Origin of the sequence: Pseudoclavibacter sp. JSM 162008 (genome assembly GCF_041366455.1) — a bacterium.
In the GTDB taxonomy this organism is placed as follows: Bacteria; Actinomycetota; Actinomycetes; order Actinomycetales; family Microbacteriaceae; genus Pseudoclavibacter.
The window spans coordinates 89268-108014 of the sequence record NZ_JBEWYX010000013.1; the positions used below are offsets into that span (position 1 = coordinate 89268).

The 18747-nt window shown below is 70.1% G+C and carries 16 protein-coding genes; 5 read left to right on the forward strand and 11 right to left on the reverse strand.

The genetic code is table 11. From position 1 onward, the window contains the following. Positions 1–9: 9 nt before the first annotated feature. Genes ABVF28_RS12035 through ABVF28_RS12045 form a run of 3 tightly spaced genes read right to left on the reverse strand, consistent with a single transcriptional unit; the run spans position 10 to position 3198 of the window. On the reverse strand, positions 10–1548 hold the full coding sequence (locus ABVF28_RS12035; RefSeq protein ID WP_371030640.1) for a tripartite tricarboxylate transporter permease: 1539 nt from the start codon (positions 1546–1548) through the stop codon (positions 10–12). Between the two features lies 1 nt (position 1549). Beyond that, positions 1550–2185: a tripartite tricarboxylate transporter TctB family protein gene (locus ABVF28_RS12040; protein WP_371030641.1), complete on the reverse strand. Its 636-nt coding sequence runs from the start codon at positions 2183–2185 to the stop codon at positions 1550–1552. Beyond that, entirely contained in the window at positions 2182–3198 is a 1017-nt protein-coding gene (locus tag ABVF28_RS12045; RefSeq protein WP_371030642.1) for a tripartite tricarboxylate transporter substrate binding protein, read from the reverse strand. The genes ABVF28_RS12040 and ABVF28_RS12045 overlap by 4 nt, the downstream gene beginning before the upstream one ends. A gap of 211 nt (positions 3199–3409) precedes the next feature. Here ABVF28_RS12045 and ABVF28_RS12050 point away from each other — a divergent pair, with 211 nt between their 5' ends. Next, complete coding sequence (locus ABVF28_RS12050; protein WP_371030643.1) at positions 3410–4696, forward strand: ATP-binding protein; 1287 nt, start codon at positions 3410–3412, stop codon at positions 4694–4696. 67 nt (positions 4697–4763) lie between these two features. Next, positions 4764–5546: a response regulator gene (locus tag ABVF28_RS12055; RefSeq protein WP_371030644.1), complete on the forward strand. Its 783-nt coding sequence runs from the start codon at positions 4764–4766 to the stop codon at positions 5544–5546. A 32-nt stretch (positions 5547–5578) separates the two neighbouring features. Here the strand turns inward: ABVF28_RS12055 and ABVF28_RS12060 are convergent, their stop codons facing one another. Continuing rightward, on the reverse strand, positions 5579–7729 hold the full coding sequence (locus ABVF28_RS12060) for a cell wall-binding repeat-containing protein (RefSeq protein ID WP_371030645.1): 2151 nt from the start codon (positions 7727–7729) through the stop codon (positions 5579–5581). Between the two features lie 134 nt (positions 7730–7863). Between ABVF28_RS12060 and ABVF28_RS12065 the strand changes: the two genes are divergently transcribed. Then, positions 7864–8658 carry an alpha/beta fold hydrolase gene (locus tag ABVF28_RS12065; RefSeq protein WP_371030646.1) on the forward strand — a complete coding sequence of 265 codons (795 nt, stop codon included), beginning with the start codon at positions 7864–7866 and terminating at the stop codon, positions 8656–8658. Positions 8659–8776: 118 nt separating this feature from the next. Here ABVF28_RS12065 and ABVF28_RS12070 read toward each other — a convergent pair whose 3' ends face one another. The 6 genes from ABVF28_RS12070 to ABVF28_RS12095 form a co-directional block, all read right to left on the reverse strand. Beyond that, complete coding sequence (locus ABVF28_RS12070) at positions 8777–9715, reverse strand: hypothetical protein (protein ID WP_371030647.1); 939 nt, start codon at positions 9713–9715, stop codon at positions 8777–8779. Continuing rightward, complete coding sequence (locus tag ABVF28_RS12075; protein WP_371030648.1) at positions 9712–11403, reverse strand: ABC-F family ATP-binding cassette domain-containing protein; 1692 nt, start codon at positions 11401–11403, stop codon at positions 9712–9714. Before ABVF28_RS12075 ends, ABVF28_RS12070 begins: the two co-directional genes overlap by 4 nt. Before the next feature lie 196 nt (positions 11404–11599). Beyond that, positions 11600–12082 (reverse strand): DUF2809 domain-containing protein, encoded by a 483-nt coding sequence (locus ABVF28_RS12080; protein WP_371030649.1) that lies wholly within the window; start codon positions 12080–12082, stop codon positions 11600–11602. Continuing rightward, the gene (locus tag ABVF28_RS12085; protein ID WP_371030650.1) at positions 12079–13323 is read right to left on the reverse strand and encodes a flavin monoamine oxidase family protein; all 1245 of its coding nucleotides are present in this window, start codon (positions 13321–13323) and stop codon (positions 12079–12081) included. The genes ABVF28_RS12080 and ABVF28_RS12085 overlap by 4 nt, the downstream gene beginning before the upstream one ends. A 199-nt stretch (positions 13324–13522) precedes the next feature. Next, positions 13523–14209, reverse strand: a complete 687-nt coding sequence (locus ABVF28_RS12090; protein WP_371030651.1) for an ABC transporter ATP-binding protein — start codon at positions 14207–14209, stop codon at positions 13523–13525. Next, complete coding sequence (locus tag ABVF28_RS12095; protein ID WP_371030652.1) at positions 14206–15333, reverse strand: ABC transporter permease; 1128 nt, start codon at positions 15331–15333, stop codon at positions 14206–14208. Before ABVF28_RS12095 ends, ABVF28_RS12090 begins: the two co-directional genes overlap by 4 nt. A gap of 165 nt (positions 15334–15498) precedes the next feature. Between ABVF28_RS12095 and ABVF28_RS12100 the strand changes: the two genes are divergently transcribed. Together ABVF28_RS12100 and ABVF28_RS12105 are read left to right on the forward strand one after the other, a co-directional pair. Further along, on the forward strand, positions 15499–16761 hold the full coding sequence (locus ABVF28_RS12100) for a sensor histidine kinase (RefSeq protein WP_371030653.1): 1263 nt from the start codon (positions 15499–15501) through the stop codon (positions 16759–16761). Continuing rightward, positions 16758–17384: a response regulator transcription factor gene (locus ABVF28_RS12105; RefSeq protein WP_104311635.1), complete on the forward strand. Its 627-nt coding sequence runs from the start codon at positions 16758–16760 to the stop codon at positions 17382–17384. Before ABVF28_RS12100 ends, ABVF28_RS12105 begins: the two co-directional genes overlap by 4 nt. A 128-nt stretch (positions 17385–17512) precedes the next feature. Here ABVF28_RS12105 and ABVF28_RS12110 read toward each other — a convergent pair. Next, a partial coding sequence (locus ABVF28_RS12110) for an HNH endonuclease signature motif containing protein (RefSeq protein WP_371030654.1) occupies positions 17513–18747 on the reverse strand: 1235 nt, incomplete at its 5' end.

Sequence of the window (18747 nt, forward strand, 5' to 3'; positions counted from 1 at the left end):
CCCCGAGGGTTATCGTGCGTCGGAGTTCACGAGCTCCTTCTCCTCCTGCTTCGCACGCTTGCGAGCCACGAGGCGGCCGCGCACGGTGAAGGCCAGCACCAGCGCCAGGAGGGTGTAGAGCGCGATCGCGATCGGCCCCTGCACGAGCACGGAGAAGTCGCCATTGGCGCTCATCGCCGCATCCCGCAGGCTCGTCTCGGCCAGTGGGCCGAGGACCATGCCGATGATGAGCGGTGCGATCGGGAAGTCGAGAGCCCGCATCAGGAAGCCGAGCAGGCCGACCCCGAGCAGCATGAGCAGGTCGAAGGTCGAACCCGACGTGGCGTAGATGCCGAGCGCGCAGAAGATCGTGATGCCCGCGTACAGGTAGGGGCGCGGGATGAGGAGCAGCTTCGCCCACAGCATCGCGAACGGCAGGTTCAGGACGAGCAGCACCACCATGGCGATGAAGAAGCTCGCGAGCAGCGCCCAGACCAGCTCAGGGGCGCGGTCGAAGAGCAGCGGGCCCGGCTGCAGGCCGTACTGACGGAACGCGGCGAGCATGATCGCTGCCGTCGCCGAGATGGGGAGGCCGAGCGCCAGGAGCGCACCCATCGCCATGCCCGTCGTCGCGTTGCCAGCGGCCTCCGGGGCTGCGAGGCCCCTGATCGCGCCCTTGCCGAACTGCGGGTTCGTGCGGCGCGCATCCAGTCGCTTCTCCAAGCCGAAGGCGAGGAACGTGGGGATCTCGGAGCCACCGGCCGGCACCACGCCGAACGGGAGACCGATGACGGTGCCACGCAGCCAGGCCGGCATGGCCTCCTTGAATTCCTTGCGGCTCAGCCACGGGCGCCCCTTCGGACGGATCAGGCCCTTGTCGTTGACGTGCCGCTCGAGGCAGGCGACGTAGATGACCTCGCCGAGCGCGAGGACCGCGACCGTCACGGTCACCAGCGATATGCCGTCGAACAGCTGCGGGGAGTCCATCGTGAAGCGCGGGGCGCCGGAGACGCCGTCGATGCCGATGACGGCGATGCCGAGGCCGATGAACAGGGCCGTGAGCCCCTTGACGACGTTGTCGGTGACCACGGTGGAGGTTGCCGCGAACGCGAACACTGCCAGGGCGAAGAACTCCGCCGGCCCGAAGCTGCTGGAGAAGTCGGCAAGCGCGGGGGCCAGGAAGACCACCACGATCGAGGCGATGAAGCCACCGATGAAGGCGCCGATGGCAGCCGTCGCGAGCGCCTGAGCGGCCCGCCCGTTCAGCGCCATCTTGTGGCCCTCGAACGTGGAGGCGATGGCTGATGCCTGGCCGGGCGTGTTCATCAGGATGCCCATGGTCGAGTCGCCGAAGAGCCCGCCGAAGTAGACGCCGGCGAACATGATGAACGCGGCCGTCGGCTCGAGGGAGAACGTGACGGGCAGCAGGAGGGCGACCGCCATCGAGGAGCCGAGGCCCGGCAGCACGCCGACGGCGGTGCCGAGGAGGCACCCGACGAAGACCCACATGAGGTTCTGCCAGGTGAGGGCACCGGCGAACCCCTCCATGAGGAGTTGGAGCGTTTCCATGTCAGATACCTCCGAGGATGCCGGACGGGAGCGACATGCCGAGTGCCATGTCGAAGGCGATGTAGGCGAGCGAGCTCAGCGTGAAGCCCACGACGAGGCTCGCCACTGGCTTCGTGGAACCGAAGCCGCGGGCCACGCACCAGAAGAGGAGGGCGGCTGCGATGACCCAGCCGAGCAGGTCGAGCGTCAGCGAGAACACCAGGAACGAGCCGACGACCCAGGCGAACGACTTCACGTCGACGCGCACCTTGCGCGGGGCGTCTGCTGCACCCGCCGCGGCGAGCGCCTCGTCGTCGGCCAGTGCACGGGCGAGAAGCTCCTCCTCGGTCATAGTCGACGCGGAGGCCGCGGCCGCGGTCGCGCGCATCTCCCGGACAGCATCGACGGCGAGCAGAGCCGCGAAGAGGTACAGGCCGGCGGCGATGAGGCCGGGGAAGAACTGCGGTCCAGGGAAGTCGGCGCCCTCTGGCACCTTCATCGTGACGATGCCGAAGACGAGGTAGGTGGCGAAGGCTGCGATGACCAGCGGCATCGTCAGTCCCTTGAGGAGGGTGGCCGTCTTGCTCGGGCCGGCGGCGAAGGTCAGGTCTCCGCCGATGACCGCTGACGCGGCCGTCGGGTTCGCGTGGTGCGTCATTGTCCCATCTCCTCGTAGAGCTCCTTGATGCGCAGTTCCTCTTCAGCGAGGAAGGTGTCGAGCTCGTCGCCCGTGATGAGGCGCTCGTTCCAGTGGTACCTGTCGATGGCGTCCTGCCACTCGGGCGTCTCCGTCGTCTGCACCACGAGTTCGGCGAGCGCGTCCGTCTGCTCCTCGGTCAAGCCGGAGGGAGCGTGAATCGATCGCCAGTTCGTGAGCGAGATGTCGTAGCCCTGCTCGGCGGCTGTCGGAATGTCGACGCCTTCGATGGGCTCCTTCGCCACGACCGCGAGCGCCCGCAACCTGCCGGCCTCGATCTGGTCGATGTTGTCCGCGTAGCCTCCGGCCGCGGCCTGCGCCGTTCCGTTGAGGAGCGCCTGAATGGCCTCGCCACCTCCATCAGATGAGATGTAGGTGGTGTCGACGGGCTCGATGCCTGCGCTCAGCGCGAGGTCGGTCACCACGAGCTGGTCGAACGAGCCACCGCCCGTCCATGGAATGGACTTCGGGTCGGCCTTCCATGCCGTGGCGAGGTCCTCGAGGGTCTCGTACGGCGAGTCGGCAGGGACGACGATGACGTCGTACTCCTCGACCATCACCGCGAGCGGCGTGACGTCCTCGAGCTTCGCCGCGGAGTCGTACTGGATGGTGGCGGCCAGCAGGCCGGTTCCTCCGACGAGGAGGTTGTTGGGTTCACCATCGAGCACACTCACGTTGCCGAGCGCGATCGTTCCGCCGGCCCCGGGCATGTTGACCACCTGCACGTTGTTGACGAGCCCGTTGGCTTTCTGCGCCTGTTGCAGTTCGCGGGCGACGGTGTCCCAGCCGCCACCGGCAGCTGCCGGGGCGATGATCGTCATGGACGCGTTGATGTCCTGATCCGCCGCGGCGGACGTGATCGAGCCGAAGCTCGCGACGGCGATCGATGCGGCGGCCACGACCCCGCCGATGACGCGGCCGACGACGCGCCCGCCACCGGACTTGGCCCGCCGACCCGGTTCGTCCGGTGCCACCGGGTCTCTCGTTGCTCGGATCATCATTGCTCCATTCGCGCGGACATCGTTGTCTCCGCAATATCGCCCTAGGATTGCATCGCGTTCGAACGTGGGGAGCTCCACGAGGAGTTGTGCTCATAAGTGCTCGTGAGCCCGGTGCGAAGAGGCATCGAGTGGCGGCAGCGGGCCGGAGGGCCAGAGCGCGAGAGCGCGGGAGGTGAGGGTCACGTTGCCGTTCAAGCTCAACCAGCGGGCCGTGCGCCTCGGGATGCTCGTGGTGCCGAGTCTCATCACGCTCGGTTCCGTCTCGATCACGGCCGCGATCGCGTTCTCGGCGCAGGAACGTGAGCTGCGGGACACGACCGCCGAGCGCGTGCAGGAAGTCGCCTCGAGCCTCGCGGAGCTGGATGAGGTGCGGGGCGCGCTCGAAGGCGTCGCGAACGCGGGAACCGCGTCGGCGCTCGCTGACGCGGACGACCTCGCCGTGGCCACTGATGACCTGCAGCCGCTCGCAAGCCTCGTCGAGAACGCGACGGGCGTCTACTACGTCGTGGTGACCGACGACGAGGGCGTCCGCATCACGCATCCGGACCCCGCCGAACGCGGGGTGCAGGTCTCGACGGCCAATGCGTCCGTGCTCGCCGGTGAGCCATACCTCGGGACGGAGGAAGGCGCGTCCGGCCCCTCGCTGCGCGCGAAGGTCCCGGTGTTCGGGGACGACGGCGCCATCGTCGGAATGGTCGCCGTCGGCGTGCTCGAATCGAGCATCTCCGCGGAGGGCGCCGAGGCCCTCGGGGAGCTCCTCCCCTGGACGATCGGCGCGCTCGTCCTCGGCACGCTCGCCAGCTCGGCCCTCGCGTTCGCGGTCGAGCGCCGCTTCCGCAGACTCGACGCGCTCGCCGCCGAGCACGCGCAGATGCAGCGGACGACAACCGCCCTGCGGGAGCAGTCGCACGAGTTCAGCACCCGCATGCACGTGGTCCACGGCCTCGTCTCGAGGGGCGACGCCCAGGACGCGCTCGAGTACATCGACGAGGTCGTGCCGGTGCGGACGGCAGGGGTCGGTGCCCCCGACAGCACCGACTCGAGCATCCACCTTCCCCTGCTTGACGCCACGACGCAGGCGGTGCGGGCTGAGCTGCACGAGCTGGGATCGCAGGCGAGCTTCGACCTGGAGCTCGACGACGACATCGACGACGGAGTCGTGACCGTCATCGCGAACCTCTGCCGCAACGCGGGCGAGGCAGGCGCATCCCGGGTGCGCTGCACGCTTCGCGAGAGCGACAACCGCATCGTCGGGCTCGTCGACGACGACGGTCCAGGTCTGGATGCCGAGGCGAGCGGCCGCATCTTCACTCCAGGGTTCTCGTCCAAGGCGGACCCCACTGGGCTCGGACGGGGCATCGGCCTCGAGCTTGTCCGCCGGACGGTCACATCGCGCGGCGGCACCATCGAAGTCGGGGCGTCCAGACTCGGCGGATCGCGCTTCGCCTTCGAGATCGAGCGTCTGAGGTGAACGCGATCGCGGAGGCAGGCACAGGCGCGGCGGCAGCGGCAGCGCCGAAAGGGATGAGAGGAGCCGGATGAGCGATCGAGAAGGCAGCAGCCCGCAGGCGACTGCGAACCCGATCAGGGTGCTCGTCGTCGACGACGATCGCGGGGCTCGGGCGCTCCACAGCGGGTTCGTCGCCGACATCCCCGGGTTCGCCCTCGCCGGGACCGCCAGCACGGGTGAATCCGCACTCGCGCAGAGCATGAGCGGCGTCGACCTCATCCTCCTCGACATGCGGCTTCCCGACATCAGCGGCGTGGAGGTGCTGCACCGGCTCAGAACGCTCGGAGCGAAGGTGCCGGATGTGCTGGTGATCAGCTCCTCCCGCGACCAGACCACGGTGAGACAGGCCCTCGCGGCGCACGTCGTCGGCTACCTCATCAAGCCGTTCACGCAGGCGGCCCTGCAGGAGCGCCTCGACCTCTACATCGCAGAGCGTCGGGCGAGCTCGGCGAACGACCGCGAGCGGCCGCTCGGCCAAGGCGAGATCGACCGCCTGCTGGCCACCGGCAGCATCCGCCAGCCCGCAGCGCCGCGAGGCCCATCGAGCGCGGCCCGAAGCGGGGCATCACCGTCCACCGAGCTTCCCAAGGGGCTGGCCCAGGTGACGCTTGAGCGGGTCGTTGCTGCGCTCGACCCGGTGGTCCCCGCGACGGTGCTCGACGTGGCCGAGGCATGCGAGATCTCCCGTGCGACGGCCAGACGCTACCTCGACCACCTCGTGGTCACAGGGGTGATCGACCTCGCGCACCGGTACGGCAAGCGCGGGCGGCCGCAGGTGCTCTACCGGTTGTCTCCTTCCCCCGAGCGCTGACCGGCGGTCGCGGCCACCGCGTTGCTCGACTCCTACGTGCAGCGCTTCGTGTGGATTCCAGAGACCAGGTCGGTGGTCGTCCCGACGATGCTGTAATTGGCGCCGGGGTACTTCGCGGTGACCTCACTCGCCCCCGCAGGGACGCACGATTCCTGGGCGAGCACCACTGGATACCCGGTGCGCGCTGTGACGAGGAGGGCCACGGCGATGTCAGCGGCACTCCCGGAGTTCGCGATCGCGAAGCCCTTCGGGCGGACGCTGCCGGCATCGAAGTCCTTGAGCAGGGCCGCGTTGACGCTGAAGGCCTCCGAGGAATTGACCCGAGTCGTCGCCGCGACCTTGGCCTTCACCTCGTTGAAGACCGCCGCCGAGATCGATGTTCCTGTGCCGATGACGCGGGCCGAGGTGACCTTCCCGGTCGCGAAGTAGGCTTTGAAGTTGGCGCTGGTCTGCGTCGGCCCGGTCAGGAGCAGCGGCGCCTTGGCAAGTGCGGCCCGCCCGGCGGCGTTGGCGATGTCCGTCGCCATGCCGCTGTTGGCGATGTACACGGCGGGGTCGTTCGGGAAGAACCGCTTCGCCACCGCCAGCGCGGTCTCGGACTTGTCGGCCGCCGCGACGACCTCGAGCCTGGGAGTGCGCTTCCCGAGCGCCGTCTTCTGCGCTTCTGAGATCTGCCCGATCACGAAGATCGCCGAGGGTTTCAGTCTCGTCAGCTCCGCGGAGACGTTCGTCGGCAGCGCGCTGGGTTTGGTGAGCAGCATGCTGCCGCCGATCTTCGCGGAGACCGGGGCCGCGAGCAGCGCATCCACTCCCCCGTCTCCGCTGGCGATGACGAGCTTGCCGCCGACCGTGTTGAACTTCCCGGATGCCGTGACGGCGTTCGCGTAGGTGTCGGCCGAGCCGATGCGCTCGGCGACCCCGGGCTGCACCGTCGGCGTCGGCGTGGCCGTCGCGGTCGGGGTGGCGGTGGGTTTCGGGGTGGAGGTGGGCGCGCCGAACTGCGGCAGCTTCGTGCTCGAGGTGATCTCGCCCCACTTGGTGAGGGTCCACGGGATCTTGTTGATCAGGTCGACGTTGCCGTGCTTGTCGTGAACGATGCCGCCAGGCAGGTACGGGTTGGGCTTGCCCTGGGCGGTGAAGGTCACGGGATGCTGCAGGTTGAGCGCCATGGTCCAGTAGTTCTGGTCGGTGACGATGCCCCCGTACTCCTGCAGGTTCTTGACGACGACCTTCTCGAAGCTGGAGAGGCCGAGGGCCGCGATCTTCGCGTTGGTCGCGGCGTCGTTCGGGATCCAGAACCGCTGCCCCATCTTCGGCGCGTGCGCCTCGCTCAGCTTGCCATCCGTCTGATAGGCGGGCCACATCGCGACCCCCGCGCGGGTCGATGGGAAGGTCCAGCTGGTGATGTGGTTGATCGACCCGGCAGCGATCTCCTCGGCGCCCGCCATGAGGAACTCGTTCATGACGCCACCCACGGAGCTCGTGCCGCGCTCCGCCTTGAGCCACTCGTTCTGGTCGAACCAGTTCGTCGACTTCGGCGAGTTCAGCGTGGTGAGGTAGCCGCCGCCCATGAGCCAGGACCCATCGGCCTGCTTGTCGGCGACGTAGTAGCCGCGCACGATGCCCGTGGCGATGTCGACGACGGTCATCGACTTGTCCCCTCCGGGCAGCGGTCCGCCTGGTTCCGCGTGCGCCGGGATGACGACTTTCCCGTAGTTCTTGGCGTTCGACTGGAACGGGGTGATCTGGAAGCCGTAGGTGCCACCGGTGGCCGAGGCCGTCGCCTTGCCCTCCATGACGGGATGGATGTCCGGGTAGAGCGCGTAGCTCTGCATCTTGACGGTCACCCAGTTGGCGTCGGCCCTCGAGCTGTCGACCGTGTAGATGGGGATGGTGAAGTTCTCGCGGTTGGTCGAGGTCTTCAGGCGCCCCTTCCAGAAGTCGTTGAGGTACCGGTCGGGGAGGGTGTCGACCATCGCCGCGGTCTGCGCGGAGAGCGACGAGACCGGCGCACCCTGAGGTGTGGTGGTCGCGTAGCTTCCCTTTGCGACGTAGTTCGCGGGCGACATGACGTCCTGGTTCACGACCCCGAAGGACGCGGCCTGCGCGGGCGTGGTTCCGAGGAACGTGAGGGCCGAGGCCGAGAGCAGCAGCGCGGCGAGGAGGGAGAGCGCCTTTTTCATGGTCACATCCGGGTTGTGTGATCGAGCGGTGGTCCCCCCAGGGTGAATCGTAGGGTGATTTCTGGACGAAACGCCGTTTTGCGTGCAAATTCACGCGGATCCGGGCAGGCCGAAGCGGAGGTAGCGTTGCTGGCATGGCCAACTTCGACGGACATCTCGGCCTCGGCGGATGCACGATCTGGTTCTCGGATACCGGCCCCGGTGCGGTGCCGGGCTCCGTCGTCCTCCTGCACGGCGCCGGCGCGGACCATACGATGTTCGAGCGCCAGGCCGCCGCGCTCCGTCGCGCCGGTCACCGTGTTGTGCTCGTCGATCTGCGGGGGCATGGCCGGTCACGCCCGACCACGATCGCGATCTCCCCGGAGCTGCTGGCGAGCGACATCGAGCGACTCATCGCCCACCTCGACCTCGGCGAGGTGTCGCTGGTGGGGCACTCGCTCGGCGGCAACCTCGCGCAGGAACTCGTCCGTCGCGCGCCGGAGCGCTACGGGAGGCTCGCGGTGCTCGACGCGACCTGGAACGCGGGGCCGCTGACTGTCGGCGAGCGCGCCGCGCTCCGGCTCGCGGGGCCGATGCTGCGGCTCATCCCGTCAGCCCGACTCCCGCAGCTCATGGCAGATGCCTCGGCGACCACGGCCTCCGCGCGGGGCACCCTGACTCGAACGTTCGCGTCCATGTCGAAGGGCGAGTTCATCGCCGTCTGGCGCGCGACGACCGAGTTCGTGCGTCCGGACGCCAGCTACCGCACCCCGGTGCCGACCCTGCTGGTGCGGGGCGAACGCGACACAACCGGCAACATCGCACGCGCCATGCCGGCCTGGGCGGCCGCCGACCGACTCACGGAGGTCGTGATTCCCGACGCGGGGCACGTCGTCACGATGGATGCGCCGGAAGCGACCTCAGAAGCCCTCTTGACCTTCCTCGCCTGAATACCCCAGCACCCCAGCACCCCACGTCCCCACGTCCCAGCGTCCCAGCGTCCCAGCACCCCAGCGCCCCAGCGTCCTGAGGGCGCTCTCGTTGCGAGTTGACCAGCTCCTGTGCCGTTCACCGAGGGGCGAGGACCGATGGCACCTCGCGTTGACGCTGTCGCAGCGGCGAGGTCTGTCTGCGTGCTCGCACAAGATGCAGGACGAGCGCGAGGAGCCCCGCGAGCACCGCGGCCCCGAGGGCAGGGGGCGCGAGCTCTCCCGCGAGGGGAACGAACAGCGTCCTCGCCAGATCCGTCATGAGGTACACGTCTCCGAAGGCGTTCCGGGTGCCAAGCGCGTACTGCACCGAGCCGAAGACCACGGGGAGCAGCCAGACGGCGGCAAGCGACCCCGCCCAGACGCCGATGCGTGCCCATGACGAGACGCCGAGCATCCCGAGCACCACGCCGACGGCCAGGCCGGGCGCCCAGCGGACGAGCTCGTACGAAGCCACCCCGCCGCCGGCCGGGCCGACAGAGAGCATGTACCAGAGGCCGAGCCACGTCCCGATGGGGACCACGCCGAGGCAGAGGCCGAGCGCTGAGACGGGCGCGCGGCGCGAGCTCACGAGCCAGTAGACCGCCTGGGACGCACCGACGACGGCGAGCGTGCCGAGGAGCATCCCGCCCGTGTAGGCGAGCGCCCGGATGCCCATGCCGAGACCGAAGGCGAGCCCCAGGCCGAGGCCGCCCGTGAGCGCGAAGAAGCTCTGGAAGACGGCGAGGAGCTGGACTGCGACGAGCGCGAGCGCCGCCGCCCGGCGAACCTCTGATGCGCGCTCGCGAAGCAGCCGGACGGCGAGGCCGGCCAGGGCTCCGCCGAGAACGAGCAGGGCGACCAGGTCGATGACGAAGTACTGGTGGATCGGGAGCAGCACTATCGGCATGTCAGCGGGCAGCGTGTCGGACGACCAGAGGTTCTGCCCGGGCAGGTTCGCGCCGGTGGCGAGCCAGGGCGCCAGTCCGAGGACCCCGGCGACGACTCCGATGACGGTTCCTCTGCCGGGGCTTCTCATCTGATCATCCTCGCATCAGCCACCGACATCGGTGCGGTCCCGAGGTCGGCGTCGCCCGGGCCTTCCAACCGCAGCTGCGGCCACTGCTCGGTGTCCCGAAGCAGCTGGCGGTCGTGCGTCGACAGCACGACGGCGGCCTGCGTCGCGCCGAGTGCCTCCGTGAGCTCGTCGACGAGCGCGATCGAGAGGTGGTTGGTCGGCTCGTCAAGCAACAGCACGTGAGGCCGCGAAGCGAGGACCATCGCTAGATCCAGTCTTCGCTGCTGCCCCATCGAGAGCTCGCCGACCCGTTTCCCGGCCTCCCTGGAGCGCAGCAGCCCGAGGTGCGAGAGGCCGACGGTCTCGCTCGCGGCGAGCATGCCGGATGCCTCGAGTTGTCCGAGATGCGCCTCGAACAGCTCGGCGGCGCGGCGCTCGGCGGGGAGTGACGACTCCTGCGACAGGACCCCGACCCTTGTGCCAGGCTGGACCCGCACCACCCCGGAGTCCGGGGGCAGCTTGCCGGCGAGCAGACTCAGCAGCGTCGACTTGCCGGCACCGTTCGGGCCCGTGATCGCCAGCCTCCCCTCGCGTGAGAGCGCCACGGATACGGGCTCCGCGAGACGCCCGGTGACGGAGACGCCCACCGCCGTCAGGAGCTCGGCGCCCGCCCTCGCCTGGAGTTCCGGGAACCGGAAGCGCTGCGGCGGCACTGGCACCGTCACGGCATGCGCCTCGAGCGCTTCCTGCCGGCGATGCACGCTCTGCGTCAGGCCGGCGGCTCGGGTTGCGCGCCCGTGCTTGTTCGCTCCCTTCTCGGGCCGCCACCCCGTGACGAGCCGGTTCTGTGCGGCGCTCAAGCTGTCCTGCAGCCTCGCGTGTTCGAGCTGCTGCCGTTCGTACGTCTGCTCCCAGCGCTCGCGCTCCGCGAGCCGCCCCTGGCGGTAGCCGTCGAACCCGTTCCCGTACACGCGGGGAAGCCCATCCGGTGTCGGGTCGAGGTCGACGATCGTCTCGGCGACGTCTGCGAGGAGGGCCCTGTCGTGGCTCACGACGACCACCCCTCCTTTGCGGGATCGGAGCTGCTCGGTGAGGAAGTCGAGGCCGGAGCGGTCGAGGTGGTTGGTGGGTTCGTCGAGGAGCAGGAAGTCGTGGTCGGCGCCCAGCAGGCAGGCGAGGCGGACCCGGTAGCGCTGGCCGACCGAGAGCTCTGCGAGCCGTCGAGTCTGATCGGTCTCCGCGTCGAGCGCTTCCAGGGCGATCAGGACTCGACGTTCGGCGTCCCACGCGTCGAGCGCTTCGGCGGATTCGAGGGCCGCCGCGTAGCGGTCGTCGGCACCGGGTCCGCCGTCGGCGAGTGCGGCTCCGGCCAGGTCGAGCGCGGCGAGCGCGGCGATGGGTTGGGCGATGGAGTCTGCGATGGCCTGCCCCACGGTCCGGTCGTCGTCGGCGCTCATCTCCTGCTCGGCGATGCCGAGCGTTCCGACCCGATGCACGGTGCCGCTGTCGGGGGCGAGTGTGCCCGCGAGCACGTGGAGGAGCGATGACTTGCCTCGCCCGTTCTCGCCGACGATCGCGGTCCGCGACGCCGGCGTGACCGTGAGATCAACAGAGGTGAGGATTTGTGTTGCGCCCCGCATCAGCGAGACGTCCGAGAGGGTGAGCTGCGCGCGATGGCGCGCTGGAAGAGCGATGGAGGTGGCGTGCATGGTAGTTCCTTCGAGCAGGCGCACACAGCGCTGCCGGGCCAGGCGGAAGCTGGCCTGCAGCAGGGCGCGCAGAACGGCGACCCGGGAGGGTCAGAGCTTTCGGCCGCCGCCTGCTCGGAGGGTCTCGAAGAGACCGAGCTCAACGAGCGCGGAGGGCCAGCTCAGCCGTTAGGAGAAAAGCAAGAGGAACACGCGTTCACCGTACCAGCGGTGTCGCGGCTCGTCGAGGGGCCTCAAGGCGTCGAGCACGGATGCGATGAACAGAGAGGTCGGCCGCGCAGGCGAGCACGCCGGCGAGCGCGTAGACGAGGAGGTCGCGCGGGTCGAATCCCGCCCCGAGCACCAGTCGGGTTGGCGCGAACGCCTCGGCGGCGCGATGCGGCAGCTCCGTGAGCTGGAGGAACTCGACCGCGAAGGACCAGCCGACCGCGAGTGCAGCGAGCAGCCATGGTCGAGCCCGAGGTGCGAGCAGCATCACGCCGAGGTAGACCGCGACCGTGTACAGGGCGTCGCCGGCGATGTCGGAGACGGCCCCCTCCGGAAACAGGCAGTGGGTCGCGAGGCCGAGGGCGACCGTCACAGCGAGCAGCACGGCGGCGGCGGCGCGACGGCGGCGACGGCGGCGGCCAGCTGGCGTTACCCGTCCGGCGCTGTCGGGCTGCTGGGCGCGGGTCTTCATCGCGCGCCGCGCGCAGTCGCGCCCACGGGTTCGAGCGCTCGAGCCGCGCGCAGCCCGGAGACGACGGCGCCGTTGAGGGTCTGCTCGAGGCCCGTGTGCTCGCCGGCGAACGCGACGCGTCCGGCTGGGGCGTCGAACGCGTCGAGGTCGGTGGGGGTCCAGTCGAGGGACGCCGCCGAGTACGAGCCGTGAGTCCACGGGTCGGCACTCCAGTCGGTGAGCAGCACGTCGCCGTCGATGACCAGCTCGGGGCGCAGGGCGCCCAGCTGGCCGGCCCAGGTGTCTGGCCCGTCTGCCGTGCGCAGCGCGTCGAGCGTCGCGCGGCTGCCCGCGAAGCACGAGAGGGCCGGGATGCGGTGCTCGCCATCCGCAGACAGGGACCGCCACGACCACCAGCTCAGGTCGGCGCTCTGCAGTGCAACGTCGTCGTCGACCGCGGTGAGCGGCACGCCGAGCTTCGCAGCCGTGCCCATGATGCGGTGGTCGAGTGCCGTGCGCTGCGCATCCGGCAGCTCGAACCCGAGCCGCAGTCCGCGCAGGATCGGGAGCGGCACCGCGATGACGGCCGCGTCGCCGTGCAGCGCGGAGCCGTCGGACAGGGTCACCTCGACCCCGGCCGGGGACTGGTCGACGGCCGTGATGGGATGCTCGAGCCGCACGGCCGTCCCCAGCCGGTGCGCAAGCTTGATCGCCAGTGACTGGTTGCCGGCGACGAACCGCCCGCCGTCGTCGATGAACGGCTGGCCTGCGTCGGGGTCGTGGAGGAGGGCCGATTCGGCGCTGACGAGCCTCGGGTCGTTCGCGAGCGACGTGACCACGCGCCGGTACACCGGGTCGTGTCGGTAGCCGGGGCCGAGCGCCTCCCTGTGCGCCTCGTCGACGGAGACTTGCGTGGCCCCGTCGGCGAGCATCCGTCGCAGCGTCTCGGTGACGCGCGCGGTCGTGGCCTCGAGCTCGGCGAACGACACGTGCCGGCCGTCGAGGGTGCGCCTGGCGTAGCGGACGTTGTGGCTGAGGATGGGCACCCCGACCTCGGCGGCGAGGCGGCGGATCGCGAACTCGGTGGGGAACACGTACTCGCCGCCGCGCTCGGTCAGCTGCCCGTTGCCGAGTCGCTGCGACCAGGTGCGGCCGCCGACGCGGTCCCGCGCCTCGAGCACGGTGACCTCATGGCCGAGCTTGTGCAGTTCCCAGGCGGAGGTGAGGCCGGCGAGGCCAGCTCCGACGACGATGATGCGCATGCGTTTTCGGCCACCTTCCTCAGCGGCCGGAGTTCGGTCGCCTTCCGATTCTCGCGCAGCTGAGCCGCGTCCGTGCCCGCTTGGCTGAACCGAGGTCGCCTGGTCGAGCCGAACCCGTCTGGCGCAGCCGAACCCGTCTGGCTGAACCGAACCCGTCTGGCTGAGTCGAACCCGTCTGGCGCAGCCGGAGCCGCATCCGTCAGCTCTGCAGCTGCGCGAGGCGCCCGTCGACGAGCTGCACCGACGAATGCAGGCTGGGGAGGTGCGTCAGGTCGTGGGTGACGAGCAGGGTGGCGGTGTCGATCTCCCTGCTGAGGCGCAGGACGAGCTCGATGATGGCCGCTCCCCGCTCCTGGTCGAGCGCGCTGGTCGGCTCGTCGACGAGCAGCGCGCTCGGACCGTTCATGAGGGCTCGCGCGATGTTGACGCGCTGCCGCTGGCCACCGGAGAGCTGGTGCGGGCGCTTCGCCCGGTGCTCGGCGAGGCCGACCGCGTCGAGCAGCTCGTCAGCGCGGGCGGACACGTCCCGCCGGCGCCCGCGACTGCCCGGCTCACCGAGCTCGTTCATGACGAGGAGCTGCTCGCGCGCCGTCAGCGAGGGAAGGAGGTTCGGCTGCTGGAAGACGATGCCGATGGAGGATCGGCGCAGGGCGGCCGACTCGGAGCGGCTCAGCGTGCTGGCATCGACGTCGCCGATGCGCACGCCGCCGGAGTCGGGGCGGATGAGGGTGGCCGCGACGGCGAGCAGGCTCGACTTGCCGGAGCCGCTCGGCCCTGTGATGCCCGTGACGGTGCCTGGTGCGGCCGTGAGGCTGACGCGCTCGAGCGCGGTGAGGCGTCCCGCGCCGTCTGGGAAGGTGAGCGTGACGTTGTCGAGGGTGATCATCGGTTGCCTCCGAGGGCGGTGAGCGGGTCTGCTGAGGTGACGGATCGCAGCGCGAAGGCGGCGCCGGCGAGGCCGAGCGCGACCATGATCGCGCCGGGAACGAGGGTCGTGAGGGGGCTGAGCAGGAACGGGAGCGCCTGGCCGGCGAGGGCGCCAAGGATCGCGACGAGCCCGATGCCGGTGCCGATACCGACAAGCAGGACGAGGAGCGCCTGCCCCAGCGCATCCCGAGCCAGTGATCGTGTGCTCGCGCCGAGCGCCTTGAGGACCGCGACGTCGCCCTGGCGCTGCATCGTCCACACGGTGAAGAACGCGCCGATCACGAGGCCGGAGATGCCGAACAGCATGGCCACCATCAGCAGCAGCGACCCCACTTCGGAACGGAACGCGGAGAGAGCGGTGAGCGATCCGACCAGGGTCTCCGAGACGACACCGGCCTCCGCATCCACTGCGGCCCAGTCGGGGGCGCCGGCGACGGCGAGCACGGTGGCGAACGCGTCGGGTGACCCGGTCGCCTCGGCGAGTGCGCGCCAGTCGGTGATGCTGACCTCGACGACGGGCGTGTGGCTGTACCAGGCGTCCGGGCCGACGCTGTCGACCCGGAACGACGTGCCGCCGATCGTGACGTCGTCCCCCACGACCGCGTCGAGTTCGTCTGCGGCCGCCTCGGAGAGGACGATCGTGCTCTCGGCGGGTGCGGAGAAGGTATTCGCGCCGTCCGAGAGTGCGGAGCTGCCGGTGGTGTCGCCCTCCGCGGGCCCGGACATGCTGAAGTCTGCGGGGACGCCGAAGACGGCGACTGCGGTGCCCGTGGTCTCGCTCTCTGCGCGGAGCTGGCTGATCCCGAGCGGGTCGACCCGAGTGACCCCCGGCATCGCGGCGATCGTGTCGGCCTGGTCTCGGGTGGGCGACGACGTCGAGAAGCTCGGGGCGTCGTCGCCGGTGGGAACCGTGAACGCGAGCCGGTCGGCGGGCAGCGCGAGGATGCCCGAGATGTTCTGGGTGGCGAGGCCGCCGGTGAGGCCGCTGAGGAATCCGACGAGCACGGTGATGAGTGTCACGACGGCGCCGATGAGCAGGAATCGGCCGCGTGCGAAGCGGAGGTCGCGGAGGGCGACGAACATGGTGGTCCTTTCCCGTCGCCGGTTGCGGCGACTCAGGCAACCTTCTCGCCGCGGGTGGGGCGCGGGCATCGGCCGTCGGCACGGACCTTCTGCTCCACACGGCGGAGCGTCCCGTCCAACTTTCGAAGGATGCCGACGCTCCCGCTCGTGTCTAGGCTGAGCGGCATGTCCCCCTCCGCGCTCACCCCTGTCTTCGTGGGGTTGCGCACGGGGCTCCACGTGCTGCTGTTCGGCCTGCTCGCGCTCGTCGCGGCTCGGTCACTCCTGGCGCCGGAGCCGAGCACGCCCGCTGTGCTCGGCGCGGTGGCGCTGTTCGGGGTGACGTACGCCCTCGGAATCGTCGCGAGTGCCCGCGCCAGCGCCGAGCCTGTAGCTGGCGCCGAGCATCTAGCTCGCTTCGAGCCGGGCGCTCGCGACGAGCGTGTAGCCCGCTTCGAGCGTCGGCGTCGGCGTCTGCGTCTGCTCTGGCTGACCGCGCTGACGCTCGAGTGGATGCTGCTCCTGTGGCTCTCCAGAGAGGCCGCGTACCTCGTCTTCCCGCTGTTCTTCGTGGTCCTGCACCTGCTCGGTCGGCGTGCCGGGATGCTCGCAGTCGCCGCGATGACGGCCGTCGCAGTCGTCGGCCTTGGCCTGCACGAGGGGTGGTCGGTGGCTGGTGTCATCGGCCCGTGCATCGGGGCCGGCGTCGCCGTGCTGATCGGCCTCGGCTACGCGGCGCTCGCGAAAGAAGCGAGGGAGCGGGAGGCGCTGATGCGGGAGCTGCTCGAGACGCAGGCCCACCTGGTTGCGACGGAGCGGGAGGCGGGGACGCTCGCGGAGCGGGCGCGGCTTGCCCGCGAGATCCACGACACGGTCGCGCAGGGGCTGGCGAGCATCCAGATGCTCTTGCACGCCGCCGAGCGCGCGGACCCGGAGGGGCCTGGCGTCGGGCACATCCGTCTCGCGCGGGAGACGGCCGCGGCCGATCTCGCGGAGACGCGGCGCTTCATCCGCGAGCTCTCGCCGCCGGACCTCGACGGTGCTGACCTGGAGCAGGCGCTCCGTCGGCTGGGCGAGGCGACGACCGCGGCGCACGGCCTGCGTGTCGACGTGCGCGCGAGCGCCCACCCGCTGCCGATGCCCGTGCAGACTGCGCTGCTGCGCATCGCCCAGGGTGCGCTCGCGAACGTCACCCAGCATTCGGGTGCTCGCCGCGCGGCGATCACGCTCGACGAGACGGATGCCGGACTGGTGTTCACGATCGCCGACGACGGCCAGGGGTTCGATACGGATGCGGCCTCGGGGGCGGCGCGTCCGAGCTCCGACTCGTTCGGTCTCGTCGCGACCCGCGACCGTGTGCAGCAGCTGGGCGGCACTCTGGAGGTGGAGTCCACGGCGGGCCGGGGCACGACCCTGACCGTCACGCTCCCCCGCGAGGTCGCCGCATGATCCGCATCGTCATCGCCGACGACCACCCTGTGGTCCGTGCTGGCCTGAGGGCTCTGCTCGGCGGCGAGTCCGACATCGAGGTCGTCGCTGAGGCTTCGACCGCGGAGGAGGCGGTGCGCGCCGCGGTGGATACGCGGCCGGACCTGGTGCTCATGGACCTGCAGTTCGGGGCTCGCGAGAACGAGACGGGGGCTTCGGCGACGAAGCGCATCCGCGCCTTGCCGACTCCCCCGCACGTGCTCGTGGTGACGAACTACGACTCGGACGGCGACATCCTCGGCGCCGTCGAGGCCGGTGCCAGCGGGTATCTGTTGAAGGATGCCCCCCCGCACGAGCTGCTCGCGGCGGTGCGGGCGGCGGCGGGAGGCGCGAGTGCGTTGGCCCCGCCGATCGCGTCGCGCCTCATGGATCGGCTGCGGGCGCCGCAGCAGAGTCTCTCGCCGCGGGAGATCGAGGTGCTCGAGCTCGTCGCGGCCGGCCGTTCCAACACGGAGGTCGCTGCAGCCCTGTTCGTCACGGAGACGACGGTGAAGTCGCACCTCGCGCACGTCTTCACGAAGCTCGGCGTGACGTCGCGCACGGCGGCGGTCTCCGAGGCGAGGACGCGCGGCGTTCTCCGCTAGTCCCCGCTCGTCCTCCGCTAGTTCCCGCGGCGGCCCTTGCGTGCAGGTATGACCGCGCGCAGGAGTCAGGAGCAGCAGAGAACACGGCAACGGCAACGGCAACGGCAACGGCAACGGCAACGGCGGGACTAGAACGGTGGAGTCGCGCTGCTGTTGGGCCGCGGCGGCAGGGCTTCACTGACGGGACGCGCTCGTTCGCGTCGCTCCGAGTGAACGGGCTCGCCTCTCCTGGGTTCTTCCATCGGTCTGAAGAGTTGGTCGGTTGGTCTGAAGATCACCCCGTGTGGTTCGGGTCTGCTGATGTAGATCTTCCCGCTTGGTGTGGTCCATTCGAGGATGCCGCCGCCGAGTTGTCTGACTTTCCAGGCGGTGTGGTGTTTGACGATGTGGTGGTTCTTGCAGAAGTCGCTGAGGTTCCAGACTGCGGTTTTGCCGCCGTGCTGGTAGTCCGCGGTGTGGTCGAGCTCGCACCTCACGGCGGGTTGTCGGCAGCCGATGAAGCGGCAGTGGATGTCGCGGGCCTGCAGGAAGGCGCGCATCGCCGCGGTGGGCTTGTAGGAGTCGACGGCTTGTACGGCCCCGGTGATGGGGTGCGTGAGCACGCGGAGGAAGGCTGGTGCGGTCGCGGCGAGGCGTTTCGCGTCCTCGATCGGCATGGGTGTCATCCCGTCGAGCAGCGCGGGCGCCCGGCCCGGCTGGTCGCTGGCGGGGTCGCTGTCGGCGAGTACCGTCGTGATCGGGATCGAGAGCTGCACGTTGGCCTGGATGCCGGCGGCGGCGGAGTTGCCCATCGGATCGCTGGTGAGGAGCATGTCGGCGACGACGTCGGACATGACCTCGTTCAGACTCCGCTCGTCCAGGGCCGCGGCACTCTCCGCCCCGCTGTCGACACCACTGTTCAGCTCAGACGCAAGGGCAGGGTCATCGCCTGCGCGAGCATGGTCGACGGCGGCCCCGAACGCACTCGCGGATTCGGACGCGGAACTTGCCGACCCCGAGCCGTCTTGGTCTCCGACCTTCTGGCGCGCTTTGATGATCGCGAGCGCCTGCTTCCGCACCCGGTCGCGGATCGCGTGCGCGACGAACGTGTCCGTCGTGACCCGGATGATGCTCATCCCGTCGCCAAGATCTTCCACGGTCGCTCGGCGCTGCCGCCTCGCCCGCGTATGACGCTGATCGATGGACTCCCCGGTCAGCTCCTCCGCGACCCGCTCCGCGGCCTTCCGCAGTGCCTGAGGCGGCAACGGCTCCCGCCGAACCCGCTCGAGCATCACCTCCACGAACAGCGCCCGCCGCTCCGCCTGCTCGACCGGATCCTCGTGGTTGACCTTGAGGCCTACCTCGACCAGCTTGTGCACCTGCG

What these genes read in the sequence shown, in the direction of transcription:
- ABVF28_RS12035 (WP_371030640.1), bottom strand. Translation starts at nt 1,548, where the DNA reads ATGGAAACGCTCCAACTCCTCATGGAGGGGTTCGCCGGTGCCCTCACC.
- ABVF28_RS12040 (WP_371030641.1), bottom strand. Translation starts at nt 2,185, where the DNA reads ATGACGCACCACGCGAACCCGACGGCCGCGTCAGCGGTCATCGGCGGA.
- ABVF28_RS12055 (WP_371030644.1), top strand. Translation starts at nt 4,764, where the DNA reads ATGAGCGATCGAGAAGGCAGCAGCCCGCAGGCGACTGCGAACCCGATC.
- ABVF28_RS12060 (WP_371030645.1), bottom strand. Translation starts at nt 7,729, where the DNA reads ATGAAAAAGGCGCTCTCCCTCCTCGCCGCGCTGCTGCTCTCGGCCTCG.
- ABVF28_RS12065 (WP_371030646.1), top strand. Translation starts at nt 7,864, where the DNA reads ATGGCCAACTTCGACGGACATCTCGGCCTCGGCGGATGCACGATCTGG.
- ABVF28_RS12070 (WP_371030647.1), bottom strand. Translation starts at nt 9,715, where the DNA reads ATGAGAAGCCCCGGCAGAGGAACCGTCATCGGAGTCGTCGCCGGGGTC.
- ABVF28_RS12075 (WP_371030648.1), bottom strand. Translation starts at nt 11,403, where the DNA reads ATGCACGCCACCTCCATCGCTCTTCCAGCGCGCCATCGCGCGCAGCTC.
- ABVF28_RS12080 (WP_371030649.1), bottom strand. Translation starts at nt 12,082, where the DNA reads ATGAAGACCCGCGCCCAGCAGCCCGACAGCGCCGGACGGGTAACGCCA.
- ABVF28_RS12085 (WP_371030650.1), bottom strand. Translation starts at nt 13,323, where the DNA reads ATGCGCATCATCGTCGTCGGAGCTGGCCTCGCCGGCCTCACCTCCGCC.
- ABVF28_RS12090 (WP_371030651.1), bottom strand. Translation starts at nt 14,209, where the DNA reads ATGATCACCCTCGACAACGTCACGCTCACCTTCCCAGACGGCGCGGGA.
- ABVF28_RS12095 (WP_371030652.1), bottom strand. Translation starts at nt 15,333, where the DNA reads ATGTTCGTCGCCCTCCGCGACCTCCGCTTCGCACGCGGCCGATTCCTG.
- ABVF28_RS12100 (WP_371030653.1), top strand. Translation starts at nt 15,499, where the DNA reads ATGTCCCCCTCCGCGCTCACCCCTGTCTTCGTGGGGTTGCGCACGGGG.
- ABVF28_RS12105 (WP_104311635.1), top strand. Translation starts at nt 16,758, where the DNA reads ATGATCCGCATCGTCATCGCCGACGACCACCCTGTGGTCCGTGCTGGC.